The organism is Nocardioides sp. NPDC023903, assembly GCF_040639295.1.
Classification (GTDB): Bacteria; Actinomycetota; Actinomycetes; order Propionibacteriales; family Nocardioidaceae; genus Nocardioides.
The window spans coordinates 40,414-57,178 of the sequence record NZ_JBEZZS010000007.1 but is presented as its reverse complement, the minus strand read 5'-3'; the positions used below and the strand labels follow the sequence as shown (position 1 = coordinate 57,178).

Sequence of the window (16,765 nt, the reverse complement as noted above, 5' to 3'; positions counted from 1 at the left end):
GTATGGCAGCTGATCTGGACAGACACGTCCGCGGGATCGTCGACGGCGTCGCCTACCTGGTGCTCGCGACCTCGGATCCCGATGGCCGGCCGCGTACGTCGCCGGTCTACTTCTCCCACGACGGCTACCGGGACCTCTACTGGGTCTCGGCGCCCGACGCGCAGCACTCCCGCAACCTCATCCGCGACCCGCGCGTGGCCGGGGTCATCTTCGACTCCTCGGTGCTGCCGGGGTACGGGGCGAGCGCTGCGTACGTCACCGGGATGGCGCGCCAGGTGCCCGACTTCGAGCTCGAGAGGCGCTGCGAGGTGGCGTTCCACCGGCTGGTCGGGACGGCCCGGGCGTTCAAGCCCGAGCAGCTGCGCGGCGAGGCGTCGCTCCGGCTCTACGTGATGGACGTCGAGCTCTGGGAGGCGCACCTTCCGGGCGTCGACCCGGACGACGAGGCCGTGCCCGAGACCAGGGTCGAGGCCGCCCCGGAGATCTGAGGTCCGGCTCAGGCCGACGGACGGAAGAGGAGGTGGATCTCCTCGCGGAGCTCGAGCCGCTCGATGCCGATGTCGTAGACCGGCTCCAGGATCTCGGGGCGGAGCACCTCGTCGACGGTGCCGCGGGCGGCGACGCGGCGCTGGTCGAGCAGGACCAGGTCGTCGCAGTAGCGGGCCGCCAAGTTGAGGTCGTGGAGCACGACGATCGCCGTCGTCCCCAGCTTCCGGACCAGGGAGAGGATCTCGTGCTGGTAGCGGATGTCTAGGTGGTTGGTCGGCTCGTCGAGGAGCAGGTGGGTCGCCTCCTGGGCCAGCGCCCTTGCGATGAGCACCCGTTGTCTCTCGCCCCCGGAGAGAGCAGCGAACGAGCGCGGACCGAGGTGGGTTCCGCCGACCCGCTCCAGGCACTCCGCCGCGACGGCCAGGTCGTGCTCACCGGCTCTGGCGAAGGCGGACAGGTGCGGGGTACGTCCCAGCAGGACCATCTCACCGGCGGTCAACGTGGTGTCGGTGCCGGACTCCTGGACCACCACTGCCAGGCGCCGGGCGACCTGCTTGGCGGGGAGCCCGGCGAGGTCGTCGCCGTCGATCTCGACGGTGCCGCTGCCCCGCAGCGCGCCGTAGAGCAGCCGGAGCAGCGTCGTCTTGCCGCTCCCGTTCGGGCCGATCAGACCGAGCACCCGGCCCTCGTGGGAGGCGACATCGACGTCCTCGAGGATCGTCGTGGTGCCGTACGTCCAGGACAGGCCCGCTGCCTCGATCACCGGCCGAACCTGTCGATGATCCGCTCGAGGCCGTCGACGGAGAGGGCTGAAGGCGGCTCGGTGAAGTTGAACAGCTGCGCCATCACGTCGCCGTTCTTGATCGCGGTGAGGTCCTCCGCGCCGGCGAGCTGGGTGATCGACTCCTCGACCTTCGCAGGGTCGCCGGCGTTGTGGAGCAGGATGATGACGTCGGGGTCGCGCTCCAGGAGTTCCTCGGTCGAGACCTCGAAGACGCGCTCGTCGACGTCGGCGAAGACGTCCTCGAACCCGGCCGCCTCCAGCTGCGGATGGGCCATCGACCTGGTGCCGTAGGCGTAGGTCACACCGCCGCCGACGGTGGGGTAGAGCACCGCCGCCGTACGTCCCTCGCCGACCTTCTCCTTCGCCAGATCCGTGACGCGTTTGCGCAGGTCAGCGACAGCCTTGGCGGCTTCGTCCTTGCGGTCGAAGACCTTGCCGTAGGCCTCCAGTTGGCGGTAGACGTCGTCGAAGCCGGGGTCGTCGACGCCGTCGGGGCACATCGCCGGCTCCTCGAGGAGGTCGATGTCGACGGCGTCGAGGGTGTCCCGGGAGAGGTTGTCGACCTCGCCGAGGACCAGGTCGGGCTCCTCGGCGATCACGATCTCCTTGGAGATCTGCAGGTGACCGCCGGTGTCCATCTCGTCAGTGAGCAGCGGGATGTCGTCGAGCTCCGCCTGGGTCTCGGCGTCGTAGTAGTCGGCCGGATAATCGCCGGCCCTGGCCACGACCTGGTCCATCACGCCGAGCGCGTGCAGGTAGGGCACCGCCGAGCTCTTCAGCATCACGACGCGTTCCGGCGGAGCGTCGAAGGTGACCTCGGCGCCGCAATTCTCGATGGTGACCGGGAAGCCGGCGGTTGCGGGCCCGTCGCCGGCCGCGTCGGCGCCGCACGCGGTCGTCGTGGCCAGCACGAGGGCGGCGGTGGCGAGCATGGGGCGGATCATTTCGGCTCCTTGATGGTCAGACGTCGCGCGCCGAGAAGCGCCGGATGAGGACGATGAGGAACGGGGCGCCCAGGAGCGCGGTGACGATCCCGATCGGGATCTCCTGGGGCTGGAGGAGCACCCGGGCGAGCACGTCGGCCCAGACCAGCAGGACCGCGCCCATGAGGGCGGCGGCCGGGATCGCCACGGAGTGGGCGGAGCCGACCGCACGGCGGGCCAGGTGGGGCACGACTAGGCCGACGAAGCCGATGCTGCCTGCGGCGGAGACGACCACTCCCACGGTCAGCGCCACGAGGACCAGCAGCAGGGTGCGGAAGCGGTCGGGGGAGATGCCGAGGGTGTGCGCGGTCTCGTCGCCGATCGCGAGCGCGTCGAGGCCGCGTCCGGACAGGGTCAGCAAGACGGTGGTGGCGAGCACGGCGACGGCGACGACGGCCAGCAGGCCGTCCCACTGGGCCAGGCCGAGCGAGCCGAGCAGCCAGAACATCACCGACCGCGCCCCCTCGGCCGAGCCCGAGGCGAAGATCAGGAAGCTGGTCAGGCCGTAGAGGAGGTAGCCGACCGCGACACCGGAGAGCAGCAGCCGCAGCGAGGTGACCCGGCCACCGCTGCGAGCGAGGGCGAACACCAGGAACGAGGCTGCGAGGGCGCCGAGGAAGGCGGAGCCGGGCAGGGCGTACGCCCCCAGGCCGGTGCCCGCGCCGAAGAGGATCGCCGCCGCGGCGCCGCTGGAGGCGCCGGAGTTGATCCCGAGCAGGTAGGGGTCGGCGAGCATGTTGCGGACCATCGCCTGCAATGCCATGCCGGTGATGGCCAGGCCCGCGCCGACCAGGGCGCCGAGGAGCACGCGGGGGAGGCGTACCTTCCACACGATCGCCTCCTCGGTGGCCTTCCAGCCGGCCTCGGGCAGGCCGAGGAGGTGGTGGCCGAGGATCCGGGCGACCGTCCCCGGAGAGACGTACGCAGCACCCAGCCCGACCGCGACGACGACCGTCACCATGGCGGCTGCGAGGAGGCCCAGGAGCCAGATGACGGCGCGCCGGCGACGGCGGCGTACGCCGAGAGGGTCGTGCACGTGGGGGCCTTCCGAGACTGCTTCGGGACTAATGCGAAGAACTTGCAATAACGTAGCAGAGGCTGGCTTCGACCGGAGGTGAGGGTTCTTTCGCGGGCCGCTGGCCGGTTCTGGGAAGATATGCGCATGACATCGTCCCTTCCGCAGTCAGCTGACGTGCTCGTCGTGGGGGCAGGGCCTGCGGGCTCGGCCGCGGCGGCCTGGCTGGCGCGCGCCGGGGTCGATGTCCTGCTGACCGACGCGGCCGTCTTCCCGCGCGACAAGACCTGCGGCGACGGGCTGACCCCGCGTGCGACGCACGAGCTGGTCCGGCTCGGGCTGGAGGACTGGCTGCGTGCGCACCCGGTCTCGAAGGGCCTGCGTGCGCACGGCTTCGGGCAGACGCTGCACCTGCCGTGGCCCGGCGGAACGCTGCCGTCGTGGGGCTCGGCTGTGCCGCGGACCGAGCTCGACGATCACCTGCGCACGGTTGCCATCAAGTCGGGCGCGATCGCTGTCGACGGCGTACGCGCGGTTGATGTGCGATGGGATGGGGAACGGATCGCCGCTGTCGTCTTCGAGGGCGGCCACGAGGTCGTCTGCCGGTCGGTCGTGGTCGCCGACGGCGTGCGCTCGCCGCTCGGCAAGGTGCTGGGCCGGGAGTGGCACCGCGACACCGTCTACGGCGTCGCCGGGCGGGCCTACATCGCCTCCGACCAGGCCGATGACGAGTGGATCTCCTCCCACCTCGAGCTGCGTGACGAGTCCGGTGAGGCGCTGCCGGGATACGGCTGGATCTTCCCGCTGGGATCGGGCGAGGTGAACATCGGCGCGGGTGCGCTGGCCACCTCGAAGCGGCCGGCTGATGTCGCGATCAAGCCACTGATGAGGCACTACACCGAGCAGTGCCGCGAGCAGTTCGGGCTCACCGGCGAGCTGCGGGCGGAGAAGTCCGCCCTGCTGCCGATGGGTGGTGCGGTCTCCGGTGTCGCCGGCGCCAACTGGGCGCTGATCGGCGATGCCGCCGGGTGCGTGAACCCGCTCAACGGTGAAGGGATCGACTACGGCCTCGAGACCGGACGGATGGTCGCCGACGCACTGATCGCAGGTGAGGACCTGGCCACCGCCTGGCCGGCGACCCTGCGTGAGCACTACGGCGAGGCGTTCTCCATCGCCCGCCGTCTGGCCGGGATCGCGACCCGTCCGCGCCTGGTAGCCACCCTCGGACCTGCGGGAATGCGCTCCGACTGGCTGATGACGCTGGCCCTGCGGTGGATGGGCAACCTGGTCACCGACGACGACCGCGACCGGGCCGCCAAGGTGTGGCGCTGGGCCGGTCGCCGCTCGCTGGCTCTCGACTCCCGACCCCCGTTCAGCTGATGGCGACGCGGAATCGGGGCCGCAGTGGGCGGCGACGCAAGCTTCCGAAGGTGCAGCGGGTGGGGGCGTACGCCGTCATCATCCGGGCGGGTGCGGCCGCTGAGCCGGAGATCCTGCTCAGCCGGCTCTCGGAGAAGGTCACGCCGGAGGAGCGGTGGACGCTGCCCGGAGGCGGGATCGACCACGGCGAGGACCCGCGCGACGCGGTCGTGCGCGAGGTCTACGAGGAGGCCGGGGTGCCGGTCGAGGTCGGCATCGAGGCGCGGGTCTACTCCGTCCATCAGGCCAAGGCCTGGCGGCTGGGCCGTCGGGTCAACTCCCACGCGATCCGGATCGTCTACGACGGCTGGGTGCCTCATGACGCTCCGGAGCCGCAGACGATGGAGGTCGACGGGTCCACCGCGGAGGCGGCCTGGCTGCCCCTGGCCGCGGTGACGAGCGGCGAGATCCCGACGTCTCCGCTGGTCACCGATGCCCTCGAGGTGCACAAGCCGTCGCGGATGCAGCGGTTGGCGGCGTACGCCTTCATCACCCGCCCCTCCGACGACGCGATCCTGCTCACCCGGATCTCACCGCTCGGCTACCACTCGGGCACGTGGACGCTGCCTGGTGGCGGGGTCGACTTCGGCGAGCAGCCGCGGGAGGCGCTGATCCGCGAGGTGGTCGAGGAGTGCGGTCTCACCTGCGAGGTCGGTGCCCTGCTCGACGTGCACGACGTGAACATCACCGGCACGGCCCCCAGCGGTCGTCACGAGGAGTTCCACGGCGTCCACCTGATCTTCGCGGCGACAGTCCCCAACGGCGCCAGCCCCACGGTGGTCGAGCAGAACGGCACCACCGACGACGTCCGCTGGGTGACCCGTGACGAACTGACGAGCCTCCCCCTCCTGGACGTGGTGCAGGCAGCCCTAGTCGCCGAAGCGTCGAAATCTGGCGCCGAGTAGTCGATGTCTGACGCCGAGGCGTCGATTTCTGGCGGTGAAAGGTCAATCCTTGCCGCCGAGTGGCATGGGAAAATCGACTTATCGACGGCATAAATCGACATCTCGACGCCAAGAACTGACGTCTCGGCGTCAGATTCTGACTTCTCGACGGGGTTAATCCAGGGCGGCCTGGGTGCCTACGTTCTGCTTCTCGGCTGTGGTCAGGATTACCTCGGCGGCGGCTGCGTCTTGGACGCCTACGCCTACAGAGAGGTAGGTGACGACGTTCGCCGGGCTGCGGTCGAGGGCGGCGTTGCCGGTCAGGAGCGAGCCGAGGTCGGTGATCCGGTCCGGGTCGACCAAACCCGAGGCGACGGCCTCGACCACGGGGCCGGAGTCGGTCAGTGCCGAGGGGCGGTAGTCGACGACGACGGTGGAGCGGCCCAGCAGCGATGGTGGCAGCTCGACGCGGTCGGGGGCGAAGGAGCCGACGCTGGCAACGGTGGTGCCCTCGGCGATCCAGGCGTCCTCGATCACCGGGGTGAGGGATGAGGTGCAGAGGACGACGATGTCGGCGCTGCGTACGGCCTGTTCCAGGTCTGGCTTCGCGGTGGCGCCGTGCTCGGCGGCGATCTCGGTGGCGGCGGCCGGGTTCCGGCCGAAGACCCAGAGCTCGGCTTCGGGATGGGTCACGGCGAAGGCTGCGAGGTGGGCCCGGGCCTGGGCGCCGGTGCCGACGACGAGCATGCTCTGGGCCTCGGGGGCGACCTGCTGCATCGCGAGGGTTGTCGCGGCCGAGGTACGCAAGCCGGTGACGCTGTCGCCGTTGATGATCGCGCGCGGCGCGCCGGTCTCGGCGTCGAGGACCGTGATGACCGAGTGCACAGCGCCGAGGCCGCGGGCGGCGTTGGCCGGGTTGACGCTGCCGAACTTGCTCACCGCCGGGGCGTCGGGGGCGATCCGGGACGAGTAGCAGAAGGAGACCGACTCGTCCGGTCCAGATACCAGGAGCCGGGGAGGCTGGACGGCCTCCCCGGCTCCTAGTCGGGTGAACGCCTCGCGCTGGGACTCCAGCGCGAGGCGGGGCGTGAAGATGCTGCGTACGTCTGTGGCGGAGAGGATTCTGACGGTCACCCCGCCACGGTAGACGGTCAGACGGTGGTCTTCTCCGGGGTCTCCTCGAGCGCCACGTCCTTGGTCTCCTTGCCGATGACCAGCGAGATCAGGGTGATCACGGCCATCACGGAGAGGTAGACGCCGACCAGGACGGGCGAGCCGTCGGCCTGCTTCCACAGCGCGACCGCGATGAACGGCGCGACCGCGGCGCCGAGGATCGAGGCGACGTTGTAGGAGATGCCGGAGCCGGTGTAGCGCACGCTGGTCGGGAAGAGCTCCGGCAGCAGCGCGCCCATCGGGCCGAAGGTGAGGCCCATCAGGGAGAAGCCGAGGACGAGCCAGAGGAGTACGCCGACGGTGCCGGCGTTGACCAGCGGCACCCAGGCCAGGCCGAAGACGATGATCCCGAGGGTGACCGCGATCAGCAGCCGGCGGCGGCCGTAGCGCTCGGCCAGCGGCCCGGAGACCGTGGTGAAGATGCCGAAGAAGATCACGCCGAAGATCAGCATCAGCACGAAGGTCGTGTAGCCGTAGCCCAGGCCGGGCACCGGGAGGTCCTTGGCGGCGGTGCCGAACGACAGCGAGAACGCGGTCATCAGATAGAAGAGGACGTACGTCGCCAGCATGAAGAAGGTGCCGAGGACCAGCTGCTTGCCCTGGTTGCGCACGACCGAGGCCAGCGGGACCTTGCGGACCAGGCCGGCGTCCTGGCTCTTGGTGAACACGTCGCTCTCGACCAGGCGCAGTCGGACCCACAGGCCGACGATGACCATGACCGCGGAGAAGAGGAACGGCACCCGCCAGCCCCACGCCAGGAAGGCGTCGGAGGGCTTGGTCGGGTCGGCGCCCTCGGCGGAGAGCAGCGCCGCGATGGCCAGGAACAGGCCGTTGGAGAGGATGAAGCCCAGCGGGGCGCCGAGCTGCGGGAACGTACCGAAGATCGCGCGCTTGCCCTCGGGGGCGTTCTCGGTCGCGACCAGCGCGGCACCGCTCCACTCGCCGCCGAGCGCGAAGCCCTGGGCCAGTCGCATCAGCACGAGCAGCGCGGTGGCGACCCAGCCGACGGTCTCGTACGTCGGGAGCGCGCCGATCAGGAAGGTCGCGATGCCCATGGTGAGCAGCGAGATGACCAAGGTCGTCTTGCGGCCGAGCCGGTCGCCGAGGTGGCCGAAGAAGATCGCGCCGACGGGGCGGGCGACCATCGCGGCGCCGAAGACCGCGAAGCTCGCCAGGAGCGCGGTGGTCGGGTCGCCGGCCGGGAAGAAGAGGGCGGGGAAGACGAGGACGGCTGCCGTCGCGTACGCGTAGAAGTCGTAGAACTCGATCGTCGTCCCGATGAGACTGGCGACGAGCACGCGCGAGCGCGGGTTGGCCGGTGCGGGGGTGGCGGACATGGTCTCTCTCCGAGGTCTGGAAGTGCCCGCGCTCTCGCGGGCTGTCCCATTATATGAGAGTCGAATATCGCTCACTGAGACGGGTTCGCGTTGTGGTCGTCGACGGTGGGCGCTGACCGGTGACCGCGCCGAGGTCTGTGACAATGTGCAGGTGAATGCGACTGCCTCGGATCTGGCGAATGAGCTGCGCAACCAGGGGATCAGCAGGGTCGACGACTCGCCGCTGGCCCGGGCGCTCTACTCCAGCGACGCGAGCCTCTACCGGGTCGTGCCCTCCGTCGTCGTTCGGCCGCAGTCCCGCGACGAGCTGCTCGCGGTGCACGCGGTGTCCCGTTCGACCGGGGCGCCGGTGACGATGCGAGGTGCGGGCACCTCGATCGCCGGCAATGCCGTCGGGTCCGGGATCGTCGTGGACACGCGCGACCTGCGAACCATCTACGAGATCGACCCGGAGGCGCGGACCGCGCGGATCGACCCCGGTGTCGTGCACGCCGACCTGCAGCGGGCGGCGGCGCCGCACGGGTTGCGCTTCGGGCCCGACCCGTCCACCCACACCCGCTGCACCATCGGCGGAATGATCGGCAACAACGCATGCGGCAACCGCGCGCTGGGGTACGGCCGTACCGTCGACAACATCGAGGCGCTGACCGTGCTCTTCGGCAACGGCGAGCAGGCGAGCTATGCGGATGGCGTCTCCACGGGGGAGACCGCAGAGCGGCTCCAGGCGCTCGTCGGCGCCAACCTCGGGCACGTGCGGACCGAGTTCGGCCGGTTCGGGCGCCAGGTCTCCGGCTACTCGCTCGAGCACCTGCTGCCCGAGAAGGGCGGTCGGGTCGACCGGTTCCTGGCCGGCACCGAGGGCACCCTGGCGACCATCCTGGAGACGACGGTGCGGCTCGTTGAGGACTCGCCCGGTCGGCTGCTGCTGGTGCTCGGCTACCCGACGATGGCAGACGCCGCCGACGCGGTGCCTGCGCTCCTGCAGGTGGCGCCGGGGCGACTGATCGCGTGCGAGGGGATGGACGCCCGGATCGCCGACCTGGTCCGCGCCAAGGGCCGCGCGGTCCCGGAACTCCCCAAGGGAGCCGGCTGGCTGATGGTCGAGGTCGCCGGACAGGACGCTCCTGACCTGGTGAAACGTATCGCCGCCGAGTCTGGCGCGCTCGAGTCGCGGGTGGTCATCGATCCCCTCGAAGCGGCCGCGCTGTGGCGGATCCGCGAGGACGGCGCCGGCCTGGCCGGGGTCTCGCTTCCTACGCCGGCCCACTCCGGCTGGGAGGACGCCGCGGTTCCGCCGGAGCATCTCGGTGCCTGGCTGCGCGACTTCGAGGGGATCCTGGAGTCCTTTGGTCTGCACGGCTACCCCTACGGCCACTTCGGCGACGGCTGCATCCACTGCCGCATCGACTTCCCGTTCGCGCCGGACGCGCCGGAGTCGGCCCAGGTGTTCCGGGAGTTCATGACCGCGTGCGCCACGCAGCTGGTGACCTACGGCGGCTCGCTATCGGGTGAGCACGGCGATGGGCGGGTGCGCTCGGAGCTGCTGCCTCTCATGTACGACTCGACCTCCATCGACCTCTTCGAGCAGGTCAAGGGCATCTGTGACCCCTCGGAGCTGCTCAACCCGGGCAACATCGTGCGGCCCGCGTCGATCACCGACGACCTGCGTCCGGTGCGGCCGCGTGCCCTTCCCCGGACCGGCCTGCGGCTGATCCACGACTCCGGTGACCTCGGCGCTGCCGTGCACCGCTGCACCGGCGTCGGCAAGTGCGTCGCCCCGAAGACCGTGGGGGTGATGTGCCCCTCCTACCTCGCGACCCGCGAGGAGAAGGACGCCACTCGTGGGCGTGCGCGGGTGCTGCAGGAGGCGCTCGACGGGTCGCTCGTCGGCGGGCTCGGCGACCCGGCGGTGAGCGAGGCGCTCGACCTGTGCCTGGCCTGCAAGGGGTGTGCGTCCGACTGCCCCACGGGCATCGACATGGCGACGTACAAGTCCGAGGCGCTCTACCAGAAGCACGACGTCCTCGGGGAGCGGCGGCCGCGCTCGCACGCTCTGCTCGGGCAGCTGCCGAAGTGGGCACGCCTCGCGGCGCCGTTCACCGGCATGGCCAACGCGTCGCTGAAGATCTCGCCGCTCGCCAAGATCGCCAAGAAGACCGCCGGCATCGACCAGCGGCGCTCGATCCCCGCGTTCGCGCCGAAGACGCTGAAGCGCTCGGCACCGACCGCGAAGCTGCCCGAGACCCCGGACGTGTGGATCTGGGCCGACTCCTTCACCGACCACTTCTTCGCCCAGTCCGGCCACGGCGCGATCGCCTGGCTCGAGTCGCAGGGCCTGACCGTCCGCGTGATCGGCGAGAAGGCCTGCTGCGGGCTCACCTGGATCACCACCGGCCAGCTCGACGACGCACGGAAGATCATGGAGAAGACCGTGCGTACGCTCGCCCCCTATGTCGCCTCCGGCGTCCCCGTCGTCGGTCTGGAGCCGTCGTGCACCGCGACGCTGCGGTCGGACTCGGTGGAGCTCTCGGCGCTGCCCGAGGCCGAGGTCGTACGCGACGGGATGCTCACCTTCGCCGAGCTGGTGAAGCGGCTGGTGGGCGAGGGGCGCGCGTCCCTGCCCGACCTGACCGGCGTCGAGATCGTCGCCCAGCCGCACTGTCACCAGCACGCCGTCCTGGGCTGGGTCGACGACGAGGCGCTGCTGACCCAGGCCGGCGCGAAGGTCACCCGGGTCTCCGGCTGCTGCGGCCTGGCCGGCAACTTCGGGGTCGAGGAGGGGCACTACGAGGTGTCGGTCGCGGTCGCGGAGACCCATCTGCTCCCGGCCGTCCGCTCCCACCCCGACGCCGTCATCCTGGCTGACGGGATGTCGTGCCGCGTGCAGCTCGACGACCTCGCCTCGGTCCCCACGATGCACCTCGCCGAGCTCTTCGCCTCGCGGGTCTGAGACCCGGCTGGATCAGCCCAGCCAGAGAAGTGCCACGGCGATGAGCATCATCGCCGCGGTGAGTCCGTGGACCCCGAAGGCGCGCGCCTTGCTCCCGCGGTTGCCGAGGATGACGAGCATGTCGCCGATCGGGATCATGGCCTCGACGAGCACCACCCAGGGCACGGCGTCGGGTTCCACGAAGATCAGCGGGATCAGGACGAGGCCGCTGGCGATGTCGCGTACGCCCTTGAGCTGCCACCAGGCGCGGGCCTCGGGCGAGGGCAGGACCGGCAGGCCGAAGCCGGCCGCGTTGGCCTCGTTCCTCAGCAGGTACATCACGCCGATGTAGATGATCCCCAGGGCGACGATCCAGATCAGGACCATTCCGATGGTGTACAGCACTTTCCGCTCCTCTGATTAGCCATGCAAGATTTGCTAGCAATGCTAGATCACGGATCGGCTTTCGTCTAGCGCTGCTAGATTTTCGATGCGTAGGTCCGGGGCATCGGCCTGTTCTCCGCGTGAGAGGGCGGCGACGATGGGTGCTGGTGCCCGGGCCGCGCCTAGACTGGAGCGGTGAACCCGCGTTACCGCCGAATGATCATTCCCGGCGCGCTGGTCGCCCTTCTGCTGTTGGTCGTCATTGCCGGGGTGCTGAGTTGAGCAGGGAATCCGAGCCGCTGTTGCGGGCGCTGAACCGGATGCGATCGGTGATCCTCGATCCCGACCAGCTGGTCAAGGCGGTCGCGTCGGGCAAGCAGCGTGGCAGCGAACCGAAATGGCGTCGCGCCGAGATCCGCTACGTCGACCTGAAGGCCGGACGACACCTGCAGATCACGACGTACGACGCGACTCAGGCGTTCACCGCGAACCACCCGGCCGGCGACCCCACCGCCCTCGACGACCTGCTCGACGTACCGTTCGCCAACTGGATCGTGACGACCGCAACTGAGCAGACCCAGATCCAGGCCAAGACCCCGACGACGGCGCTCGTGTCGACCACCGAGCTGACTGCGCCGGTCGAGGTCGAACGCGGCCATGACCAGGCGAAAGAGCGGCTGCTGCCGGAGTCCGACCCGGTCTTCCGGGTGCTCGGGCTCTCGGACAAGGACGGGAAGCTGAAGCCGTCGCGCCAGGCGAAGTACCGCCAGGTCGAGGAGTTCCTGCGCCAGCTCGACGCCGCCCTGACCGACGCGATGAAGTCCGGCAAGGTCCGCAAGCCGACCGCCGAGGAGCCGCTGCGGATCATCGACCTCGGTGCGGGCAACGGCTATCTCACCTTCGCGGCGCAGCGCTACCTGACCGAGGTCCGCGAGCTGCCCGTCGTCGTCACCGGCGTCGACGTCAAGGAGCAGTCGCGGGAGCACAACTCGAAGATCGCTGACGAGCTGGGAGTGCACGCCGAGTTCGTGGCCGGGACGATCGAGGGCGTACAACTCGACGAGAAGCCCGACGTGGTGCTCGCCCTGCACGCCTGCGACACCGCCACCGACGACGCCCTTGCTCGCGCGATCGAGTGGGAGGCGCCGCTGGTGCTGGCCGCGCCGTGCTGCCACCACGACATCGCCGCCCAGCTGCGCAAGGCCCCGACCCCGGCGCCCTACTCCATGCTCACCCGTCACGGCATCCTCCGCGAGCGCTTCGCCGACACGCTGACCGACGCCCTGCGCGCGAGCCTTCTGCGCCTGTCCGGCTACCGCGTCGAGGTGGTGCAGTTCGTGGAGAGCCAGCACACCCCGCGCAACACCATGCTCCGCGCGATCCGCACGGGCTCGCCGGTCAAGGGCGGCTCGGTGAAGAAGGAGTACGACGAGCTCGTGGCCGAGTGGGGCGTACGTCCGAAGCTCGGCGAGCTGCTCGCGGAGCGATGAGATCCGGGCGATGAAGGCGGTCGTCGCCGCGGGCGCACTCGGGCTGGTGCTGATCACCTCCGTGCCCGCGAGCGCCGCCGGCGACGACGTGCTCTTCGCCTTCACAGACCCGACCATCAGCGAGGCCAGCGCGCTGACGCCGCTCGGCAAGGGCCTGTACGCCACCACCAACGACTCCGGGGACAGCGGACGCGTCTTCACCGTCGACTCGAGCGGTGACACGGTCGGGGTGACCCACTGGGCCGCCGACCCGGTCGACGTCGAAGGTCTCGCCCCTGCTGGCGGCAACCACGTCTGGGTCGGCGACATCGGCGACAACAACAGCGTCTGGGACTCGATCAGGATCGCGAAGGTACGCGTCGGGCGGGGCGAGCGCACGGTCTCGCCGACCGTCTACGAGCTCGTCTACCCCGACGGGCCGCACAACGCCGAGTCCCTGCTGGCCCACCCCGACGGCCGCGTCTTCGTCGCCACGAAGGACTGGGGAGGCGGGCGGCTCTACGCCGTGCCGAGGCGCCTCGACCCCAACGGCCCGAACCGGTTGAAGGAGGTCGCCCCGGTCATCCCGATGGCCACCGACGGCGCCTTCTTCCCTGACGGCAAGAACCTGGTCGTACGCGGCTACTACTCCGCCACCATCTACGACTGGCCCTCGATGGACCGCGTGGGCTCGTTCCGGACCCCCGACCAGGAGCAGGGCGAGGCCATCGGCGTCACTCCGAAAAGCGAGGTGGTCGTGACCAGCGAGGGCATCCGCGCCGAGGTGATCAGGGTCGACCCCGAGCTGGTGGGTGAGGTGCTCGGCGACGAGCCGTCCCCGACCGCCGACCCGACCCCGGACGCAGACGAGCCGGCGGCTGAGGACGAGGGTGGGGACAAGGGTGGCGACGACGGCGGTTCCGCCGGCCCGATCGCCCTGGTCGCGCTCGCTGTCGCGGCGTACTTCATCTTCCGCAAGCGCAACTGACGCCGAGTCGGCTCGTCCTGACCGAAATCCCCGCCGAGTCGGCTCGTTCTAACGAGCCGACTCGGCAGGGTTCTGCGTCAGGATGCGCCGACTCGGCGAATCAGAGGCGCTCGACGACCCAGTCGATGCAGGCGGTGAGGGCCTCGATGTCGGCGGCTTCGACGGAGGGGTACATCGCGATCCGGAGCTGGTTGGTGCCGACCCCGCGGTAGGCGTCGAGGTCGACGACGCCGTTCTCGGCGAGCACGCGGCGCAGCTCGTCCTTGTCGATGCCGGCGTCGAGTTCGACGGTGCCGACGACGAGGGAGCGGTGGGTCGGGTCCTCGACGAACGGCCGGACGTACGGAGTCTTCTCGGCCCACGCGTAGAGCGCATCGGAGGAGGCGGTGGTGCGGGCGACCATCGCGTCCAGCCCGCCGGAGGAGTTCATCCAGTCGAGCTGCTCGGCCATCAGGAAGAGCGTCGCGACCGCCGGGGTGTTGACGGTCTGCGCACTGCGGGACTGCTTGATCGCCTCGGTCAGCGAGAAGAACGACGGGATGTGCCGGCCGCTCGCCGCGATCTCCTCGGCGCGCGCGATCGCGGCGGGGGAGAGCAGGGTCAGCCACAGGCCGCCGTCGGAGGCGAACGACTTCTGCGGCGCGAAGTAGTAGACGTCGCTCTGGGTGACGTCGAGCGGCAGCCCGCCGGCGGCCGAGGTCGCGTCGACGATGGTGAGCTGGTCCGCGCCTGCGCCGGCTGGACGTACGACCGGGGCCATCACACCCGTCGAGGTCTCGTTATGTGTCCAGGCGTAAACATCGACGTCGTACTCGTACGCCGGCGCGGCCAGCGATCCCGGATCGGCCGAGATCACCGATGGGTCGGCAAGCCACGGCGCCGCCTTCGCGGCGGAGAGGAACTTCTTGCCGAACGCCCCGAAGACGGCGTGCTGGCTGCACTCGCGCACCAGGGCATACGTCACCAGGTCGAAGAACGCCATCGAGCCACCGTTGCCGATGACGACCTCGTAGCCCTCCGGCAGCGAGAACAGGTCGGCCAGCCCGGTCTGGACGCGGCCGACGAGATCCTTCACCGGCTGCTGCCGGTGAGAGGTCCCCATGACCGAAACCCCGGTCGCGGCGAGTGCCTCCAAGCGGCCGGTGGGCACCTTGGACGGCCCGGACCCGAAACGTCCGTCGGCGGGCAGGAGGTCGGCGGGGATCTGCAGCGTCATAAACCCATTCTCGCAAGTTGCGGGCATCGGCCAGAATACCGACGTGTCTGTTGAGATTCGCCGGGTCGCGTACGACCACCCTGATGCGCAGAAGCTGGTCGACCGGGTCCAGGAGTTCTACGTCGAACGCTACGGCGAACCCGACTACGACCCGACCGTGCCGGAGATGTTCGAGCCGCCCGCGGGCGCGTACTTCCTGGGTTACCTCGACGACGTCCCGGTCGCTTCCGGCGCCTGGCGACGCTCCGGCGAGCCCGCCCTCGGGACCGTCGTGACTGCCGAGATCAAGCGGATGTACGTCGTGCCCGAGGCCCAGGGCCAAGGCCTCGCCAAGCGGATGCTCGCCCACGTCGAGGCCTCGGCCCGCAGCGCCGGCTTCGAGGCCATGGTCCTCACCACCGGCGGCCTCCAGCACGAGGCCATCGGGCTCTACGCCGCCAACGGCTACGTCGATGTCGAGCCCTTCGGCTTCTACAAGGACGACGACCTCGTGGTCTGCATGGCCAAGCGGCTCGACGGCTGACCTCCACCGACCCGCACAACGCAGGAACCGACCGGCTGAAGCCGGTCGGTTCCTCGAGTGACAGTGTCTACTTCGCCCAGTCGGCGTTCCAGCCCTCGACCGCGTCGGCGGGGCGGGGGGAGGGGCCGGTGTAGATGGCGCTCGGACGGATCAACCGCCCGGTCTTCTTCTGCTCCAGGATGTGCGCGGACCAGCCGCCCGTGCGTGCGCAGGTGAACATCGAGGTGAACATGTTGGCCGGGATCTGGGCGAAGTCGAGGACGATGGCGGCCCAGAACTCGACGTTGGTCTCCAGGACGCGGTCGGGGCGGCGGGCGCGCAGCTCCTCGAGCGCGGCCTTCTCCAGAGCCTCGGCGACCTCGAAGCGGGGCGCGTTGAGCTCGCGGGCGGTGCGGCGCAGGACGCGCGCACGGGGGTCCTCGGCGCGGTAGACACGGTGGCCGAAGCCCATCAGCCGCTCGCCGGAGTCGAGCAGCCCCTTCACATAGGCGGAGGCGTCGCCCGTCTTCTCGACGTCCTCGATCATGCCGAGCACGCGGCTCGGAGCGCCACCGTGCAAGGGTCCGCTCATCGCGCCGATCGCGCCGGAGAAGGCCGCGGCCACGTCGGCGCCGGTGGAGGTGATCACCCGGGCGGTGAAGGTGGAGGCGTTCATGCCGTGCTCGGCGGCCGAGGACCAGTAGGCGTCGATCGCGTGGGCGTGGGCGGGGTCGGCCTCGCCACGCCAGCGGATCAGGAAGCGCTCGGCGAGGGTCTTGCCCTTGTCGACCTCACGCTGCGGCACGATCGGCAGGTGGATGTCGCGGGCCGACTGGCCGGCGTAGGAAAGAACCATGACGGCCACGCGGGCGAGGTCCTCGCGGGCCTGCTCGTCGGAGATGTCGTAGGTCTGCCCGAACCCGAAGGCGGGCGCGAGCATGGGGATGGCGGCCTGGACGTCGACGCGCACGTCACCGGTGTGCACCGGCAGGTTGTAGGCCTCTGCGGGCGGCAGGCCGGGGCCGTATGAGCCGTCGATCAGCAGGCCCCAGACGTTCTCGAACGGCACTCGGCCGACGATGTCCTCGATGTCGACCCCGCGGTAGCGAAGTGCCGATCCCTCTTTGTCGGGCTCCGCGATCTGGGTCTCGAAGGCCACGACGCCCTCGAGACCGTGCTGTACCTGGCTCACT

General features: G+C 70.2%; 15 protein-coding genes. 7 read left to right on the top strand and 8 right to left on the bottom strand.

Going from position 1 to position 16,765, the window contains the following annotated elements:
- Window positions 1-2 precede the first annotated feature (2 nt).
- On the top strand, window positions 3-488 hold the full coding sequence (locus AB0F44_RS10335) for a pyridoxamine 5'-phosphate oxidase family protein (protein ID WP_357355067.1): 486 nt from the start codon (window positions 3-5) through the stop codon (window positions 486-488).
- Window positions 489-496: 8 nt separating this feature from the next.
- Here AB0F44_RS10335 and AB0F44_RS10330 read toward each other — a convergent pair whose 3' ends face one another.
- Genes AB0F44_RS10330 through AB0F44_RS10320 form a run of 3 tightly spaced genes read right to left on the bottom strand, consistent with a single transcriptional unit; the run spans window position 497 to window position 3,292 of the window.
- Window positions 497-1,252 (bottom strand): ABC transporter ATP-binding protein, encoded by a 756-nt coding sequence (locus tag AB0F44_RS10330; protein WP_357355065.1) that lies wholly within the window; start codon window positions 1,250-1,252, stop codon window positions 497-499.
- On the bottom strand, window positions 1,249-2,217 hold the full coding sequence (locus tag AB0F44_RS10325; protein ID WP_357355063.1) for an ABC transporter substrate-binding protein: 969 nt from the start codon (window positions 2,215-2,217) through the stop codon (window positions 1,249-1,251). The genes AB0F44_RS10330 and AB0F44_RS10325 overlap by 4 nt, the downstream gene beginning before the upstream one ends.
- Window positions 2,218-2,233: 16 nt before the next feature.
- On the bottom strand, window positions 2,234-3,292 hold the full coding sequence (locus AB0F44_RS10320) for an iron ABC transporter permease (protein WP_357355061.1): 1,059 nt from the start codon (window positions 3,290-3,292) through the stop codon (window positions 2,234-2,236).
- Window positions 3,293-3,418: 126 nt separating this feature from the next.
- On the opposite strand from AB0F44_RS10320, the gene AB0F44_RS10315 reads away from it, so the two are divergent.
- Both AB0F44_RS10315 and AB0F44_RS10310 read left to right on the top strand, forming a co-directional pair.
- A complete protein-coding gene (locus AB0F44_RS10315; RefSeq protein WP_357355059.1) occupies window positions 3,419-4,651 on the top strand; it encodes a geranylgeranyl reductase family protein in 1,233 nt (410 codons plus the stop codon).
- Between the two features lie 59 nt (window positions 4,652-4,710).
- A complete protein-coding gene (locus tag AB0F44_RS10310; protein ID WP_357355057.1) occupies window positions 4,711-5,595 on the top strand; it encodes an NUDIX domain-containing protein in 885 nt (294 codons plus the stop codon).
- Window positions 5,596-5,748: 153 nt separating this feature from the next.
- On the opposite strand, the gene AB0F44_RS10305 is transcribed toward AB0F44_RS10310, so the two are convergent.
- The gene (locus AB0F44_RS10305; RefSeq protein WP_357355055.1) at window positions 5,749-6,708 is read right to left on the bottom strand and encodes an ornithine cyclodeaminase family protein; all 960 of its coding nucleotides are present in this window, start codon (window positions 6,706-6,708) and stop codon (window positions 5,749-5,751) included.
- Window positions 6,709-6,725: 17 nt separating this feature from the next.
- Window positions 6,726-8,084, bottom strand: coding sequence for an MFS transporter (locus AB0F44_RS10300; RefSeq protein ID WP_357355053.1), 1,359 nt, complete (start codon window positions 8,082-8,084; stop codon window positions 6,726-6,728).
- A gap of 151 nt (window positions 8,085-8,235) precedes the next feature.
- On the opposite strand from AB0F44_RS10300, the gene AB0F44_RS10295 reads away from it, so the two are divergent.
- Window positions 8,236-11,034, top strand: coding sequence for an FAD-binding and (Fe-S)-binding domain-containing protein (locus AB0F44_RS10295; protein ID WP_357355051.1), 2,799 nt, complete (start codon window positions 8,236-8,238; stop codon window positions 11,032-11,034).
- A 12-nt stretch (window positions 11,035-11,046) separates the two neighbouring features.
- Here the strand turns inward: AB0F44_RS10295 and AB0F44_RS10290 are convergent, their stop codons facing one another.
- Window positions 11,047-11,418 carry a DUF4267 domain-containing protein gene (locus AB0F44_RS10290; RefSeq protein WP_357355049.1) on the bottom strand — a complete coding sequence of 124 codons (372 nt, stop codon included), beginning with the start codon at window positions 11,416-11,418 and terminating at the stop codon, window positions 11,047-11,049.
- Between the two features lie 257 nt (window positions 11,419-11,675).
- Here AB0F44_RS10290 and AB0F44_RS10285 point away from each other — a divergent pair, with 257 nt between their 5' ends.
- Together AB0F44_RS10285 and AB0F44_RS10280 are read left to right on the top strand one after the other, a co-directional pair.
- Complete coding sequence (locus tag AB0F44_RS10285) at window positions 11,676-12,887, top strand: SAM-dependent methyltransferase (RefSeq protein ID WP_357355047.1); 1,212 nt, start codon at window positions 11,676-11,678, stop codon at window positions 12,885-12,887.
- 10 nt (window positions 12,888-12,897) lie between these two features.
- Window positions 12,898-13,854 carry a hypothetical protein gene (locus tag AB0F44_RS10280; RefSeq protein WP_357355045.1) on the top strand — a complete coding sequence of 319 codons (957 nt, stop codon included), beginning with the start codon at window positions 12,898-12,900 and terminating at the stop codon, window positions 13,852-13,854.
- 100 nt (window positions 13,855-13,954) lie between these two features.
- Here the strand turns inward: AB0F44_RS10280 and serC are convergent, their stop codons facing one another.
- Window positions 13,955-15,070, bottom strand: coding sequence for a phosphoserine transaminase (serC, locus tag AB0F44_RS10275; RefSeq protein ID WP_357355043.1), 1,116 nt, complete (start codon window positions 15,068-15,070; stop codon window positions 13,955-13,957).
- 43 nt (window positions 15,071-15,113) lie between these two features.
- Between serC and AB0F44_RS10270 the strand changes: the two genes are divergently transcribed.
- Window positions 15,114-15,593 (top strand): GNAT family N-acetyltransferase, encoded by a 480-nt coding sequence (locus AB0F44_RS10270; RefSeq protein ID WP_357355041.1) that lies wholly within the window; start codon window positions 15,114-15,116, stop codon window positions 15,591-15,593.
- 67 nt (window positions 15,594-15,660) lie between these two features.
- Here the strand turns inward: AB0F44_RS10270 and AB0F44_RS10265 are convergent, their stop codons facing one another.
- Window positions 15,661-16,764, bottom strand: coding sequence for a citrate synthase 2 (locus tag AB0F44_RS10265; RefSeq protein WP_350663400.1), 1,104 nt, complete (start codon window positions 16,762-16,764; stop codon window positions 15,661-15,663).
- Between the last annotated feature and the right edge of the window lies 1 nt (window position 16,765).

What these genes read in the sequence shown, in the direction of transcription:
- AB0F44_RS10335 (WP_357355067.1), top strand. Translation starts at nt 3, where the DNA reads ATGGCAGCTGATCTGGACAGACACGTCCGCGGGATCGTCGACGGCGTC.
- AB0F44_RS10325 (WP_357355063.1), bottom strand. Translation starts at nt 2,217, where the DNA reads ATGATCCGCCCCATGCTCGCCACCGCCGCCCTCGTGCTGGCCACGACG.
- AB0F44_RS10315 (WP_357355059.1), top strand. Translation starts at nt 3,419, where the DNA reads ATGACATCGTCCCTTCCGCAGTCAGCTGACGTGCTCGTCGTGGGGGCA.
- AB0F44_RS10300 (WP_357355053.1), bottom strand. Translation starts at nt 8,084, where the DNA reads ATGTCCGCCACCCCCGCACCGGCCAACCCGCGCTCGCGCGTGCTCGTC.
- AB0F44_RS10280 (WP_357355045.1), top strand. Translation starts at nt 12,898, where the DNA reads ATGAAGGCGGTCGTCGCCGCGGGCGCACTCGGGCTGGTGCTGATCACC.
- serC (WP_357355043.1), bottom strand. Translation starts at nt 15,070, where the DNA reads ATGACGCTGCAGATCCCCGCCGACCTCCTGCCCGCCGACGGACGTTTC.